The organism is Micromonospora sp. NPDC049089, assembly GCF_040648775.1.
Lineage (GTDB): Bacteria > Actinomycetota > Actinomycetes > Mycobacteriales > Micromonosporaceae > Micromonospora.
Map to the genome: position 1 here is coordinate 1 of NZ_JBEZEH010000340.1, position 3,726 is coordinate 3,726.

2 protein-coding genes and 1 pseudogene are annotated in these 3,726 nt (G+C 69.4%); 1 reads left to right on the forward strand and 2 read right to left on the reverse strand.

Features of this window, described 5'->3' with window-relative positions:
• Window positions 1-47 precede the first annotated feature (47 nt).
• Window positions 48-1,016 (reverse strand): annotated as a pseudogene (locus tag AB0B48_RS32270) (family 43 glycosylhydrolase); the annotation flags it as partial.
• Between the two features lie 54 nt (window positions 1,017-1,070).
• Entirely contained in the window at window positions 1,071-2,096 is a 1,026-nt protein-coding gene (locus AB0B48_RS32275) for a LacI family DNA-binding transcriptional regulator (RefSeq protein WP_355006919.1), read from the reverse strand.
• 412 nt (window positions 2,097-2,508) lie between these two features.
• Here AB0B48_RS32275 and AB0B48_RS32280 point away from each other — a divergent pair, with 412 nt between their 5' ends.
• Window positions 2,509-3,654: an extracellular solute-binding protein gene (locus AB0B48_RS32280; RefSeq protein WP_357208234.1), complete on the forward strand. Its 1,146-nt coding sequence runs from the start codon at window positions 2,509-2,511 to the stop codon at window positions 3,652-3,654.
• Window positions 3,655-3,726 lie beyond the last annotated feature (72 nt).

Genomic DNA, 3,726 nt, shown 5'->3' on the forward strand with positions numbered 1-3,726 from the left:
GACAGGTCCGGGCCGGGGCGGGACGCCTCGGCCCGGACCTGTCCGGTCTACCCCGCCACGTTCGCCCGGTCCACTGTCAACCCGGTCGCGGCGTCGTAGCGGACCGGGATGGGATCGGTGAGTTCCCCGACGAATGTTCCGTCGACGTGGTCGAGGAAACCGATGAGGGACCAGTCGTCGGCGGGTCCGGGGACCAGCCGTGGCGCGTACAGGTGCGGGTGGGTGAACGGCCGGGCGGACGCGATGTCCCACGGCCCGAGGGTGGTCTCGCCCGGTGCCACCCAGATCCGGTGGTCGTCACGCCGGGCGCTGCCGGTGGCGTCGGTGGAGAAGAGCAGCAGCGGCTGCCCGTCGAGCACCGCGACCTGGGGCACCTCCAGGTGACCGAAGCCGGCCGGAGTCGACAGCGGCGGCGCGACGGTCCAGGTGACGAGGTCGGTGGAGGTGGCGTGCCCGACGACGCCACGGGTGTTCGCCGGACCGGAGTTGGCGCGGGCGGTGATCAGCATGTGCCAACCCTCGCCGTCGGGGTCGGGGAAGACCCAGGGGTCACGCCACGCCTGCTCGTACCACAGCTCCTTGTCCAGCAGCTCGTACCAGGTGGGGTCAGCCTGGACGATCGGCTCCGTGCCGTGCCGGTGCCAGGTCATGAGGTCGTCGGAGACGGCCAGTCCGATGCGTTGGACGAGCCCGTCCTCGGCGCGACCGACGCCGGTGTAGAACAGGTACCACCGTCCGTCCGGCCCGCGGACCGTGCAGCCCGTCCAGGTCGCCAGGTCGTCCCAGCCGGGTGCGTCGGAGGGGACCACGGCGTCGGCGACCAGGCGCCACGAGCGCAGGTCCGCCGAGACGGCGTGGCCGATGGTGGCCCGGCGGTGGCGGCGGTGCGGGTCGTGCAGGGCGCGGGACGCGCGCAGGAAGAACACGTGCCAGAGGCCGTTGTCGTCCCGCGCGTACCAGCTGTCCCACACCCAGTGGTCGGGTAGACGAAGCATGGTCGGAAACCTAGCACTAAACCGTTTTAGCGTCGGTCAGGGCCAGTCTTTGGTACGGATCGGAGGGGCCGTTGCTCAGCCGGCCGGAGGCGCGAGGGACCGGCGTCGACGCAGGGGCATCGGCACCAGTGAGGGCTCGACGGCACCCCCGTCCAGGAGCAGTTCGACCGCTCGACGTCCCATCTGTTCGTGCGGCAGCGCCGTGGTGGCCAGGCTCGGACGCAACCAGGCGGCGATCGGGTCGTCGTCGAACGAGATGACCGAGATGTCCTCCGGGACGGTCAGCCCCGCCTCGCCGAGTGCCTGGTACGCGCCGAAGGCCAGCCGGTCGTTCATGCAGATGATCGCGCTGGGTCGCTCCGGCTTGCTGAGCAGGCTTCGCGTGGCCGCGTACCCGTGCTCGGGCAACCACTCGGTGCAGAAACACTCGGCCAGGAGACCGACCTTCGCCTCGTCCAGCGTCTGCCGGATGCCGTGCAGGCGGGCGCGGGCGGCGAGCGAGACCTCGGGGTCGTCCTCCTTGAGCCGGTTGCGGCCGATGAGCGCGATCGCGTCGCGGTGGCCGAGCTCCAGCAGGGCGGTGGCGACGGAGCGCCCGGCCCCCTCGTCGTCGGGGACAACGCTGGGCAGGCCGTCGGGGCTGGTGGCGTTGAGCAGCACCACCGGACCGCCGAGGATGGCGGCGGGCACCGTCAGCCGTCTGGTCGCCATCGCCGCGTAGATAACCCCGTCGACCTGCCGGTCCAGGACGGCCTCGATGGCGTACTGCTCGAAGGTGGCGTCGCCCTGCGTCTCGGTGATGAGCAGGACATGGTCCCGTTCGCGGGCCGCGTCGAGGGCGCCGCGGATGAGGTCGCCGGCGAACCGGGTGGTCGCCACGATGTCGGAGACGAACGCGATGGTGGCCGTCTTGCGGGTGCGCAGGCTGCGCGCGGCCAGGTTGGGTCGGTAGCCGAGTTCCTCGGCGGCGGCGAACACCCGCTGGTGCGCCTCGGCCGAGAGTCGGGTGCCCTCCCTGCCGTTGAGCACCATCGACGCGGCGGTCTTGGACAGCCCGGCCATCCGCGCGACGTCGGCGAGTGTTGCTCTGTTGCGGCCCATCAGTCCTCCGAATCAGGCGCGGTGCCACGGGCGCCGCTCCTGCCCATCATGATGCTTCGCCGTCCGGGATCGAGCGCCGGTCACGTCGGGTGTGGTGTGAACCCGACGTTTCCGCACCGTTGCCAAGTTGTCCTTGACAGCTTCCCGTGCCGCGCGCATGCTCTGCTAAATCAGTTTAGCGACCACTTCTGGTGCATCCAGAGGCGCCTTCGGTGGCCGTGCCGGTTCCTTTTGTGCTGACGGTACGGGTGCCGCGCCCGCGCGACAGGTCACGACGTACGTGTCGTGGCCTCCGCCGGGTCGCGGTGGTCCCGGTGGAGCCGTCGCGTGGCCATGGGTCGCGCGACGCGTGGAGATGTCGAGGAGTCATGAAATGGCAGAATTGCTGACAAAGTTTTCGCGACGGAGAACTGTGCTCCTCGCCTCGCTGCTGGCCGTCGGGATGACCGCGCCGGCCTGCAGCGCGCCGGGTGAGGACCGCTCGTCGACCCAGAAATCCGACGCCGCCGTCAAGACGGAGTTGGGCGCTGACCCGATCACCCTGGAGATGTACGCGGAGACCGGCTTCCCGCTGGCCAAGGCGTTGGCCGACGAGTTCTCCAAGCAGCACTCGAACGTCAAGTTCAACGTCCGCGAGGACCAGTTCACGGTGATCGTGGAGAACGCGCCCCGGGTGATGGCGTCGGACAACTCGCCCGACATCATCCGGCTCCCGACCATGGTCGACCTGGTCAAGGACGACCTGCTCAAGAACCTCGACCCGTACTTCACCGCGTACGGCTGGGACAAGTTCCCCGCCTCGCAGCTCATGCAGCTGCGCGTCGGCGAGAACACCCGGGGCACCGGCTCGCTGTACGGGATGGGTCTCGGGTACAGCGTCACCGGCGTCTTCTACAACAAGAAGCTGGCCACTCAGATCGGCATGACCCAGCCGCCGGCCACCGTCGCCGAGTTCGAGGAACTGCTGGCCAAGGCGAAGACCGGCGGGGTCCAGCCGATCATGCAGTTCAACAAGAACACCGCCGGCATCAACTTCCCGCACCAGGCGCTGCAGAACCAGTTCGGCGACCCGACCCAGGTCGCCGACTGGATCTTCCAGAAGCCGGGGGCCACGTTCGACACCCCGGCCGCCCTGAAGGCCACCCAGACCATTCAGAAGTGGGCCCAGGCCGGCTACTTCACCAAGGACGCCAACGCTCTGGACTATGCCGGCATGGTGGGGGAGTTCCAGAAGGGCAACGGCCTGTTCATGTTCAACGGCGACTGGGAGTCGGCCAACCTCGACAAGTCGATGCCCGGCAACGTGGGCTTCTTCCTCTTCCCCACCGAGTCCGCCGGTGGGAAGCACGTGGCGATGTCCGCCCCCAACACCTTCGGTGTCTCCGCCAAGGCCAAGAACCCGGACGCCGCCGCGTACTTCCTGAACTGGGTGCACACCAACGCCAAGGCCCGCGAGATCTCGGTGACCGTCGGCGGCTCCAGCCCCGGCGGCCCGAGTGACCTGCCGGTGCCGAGCGCCGCCCCGAACACCGTGCTCCCCGAGTCGAGGGCCCGGTAGGCCGCCCGGTCGTCCATCTTGAACTCGCGCAGGATCCGCGCGTTGTCGAGCACCCGGGCCAGCCCGTCGAGT

What these genes read in the sequence shown, in the direction of transcription:
- AB0B48_RS32275 (WP_355006919.1), bottom strand. Translation starts at nt 2,096, where the DNA reads ATGGGCCGCAACAGAGCAACACTCGCCGACGTCGCGCGGATGGCCGGG.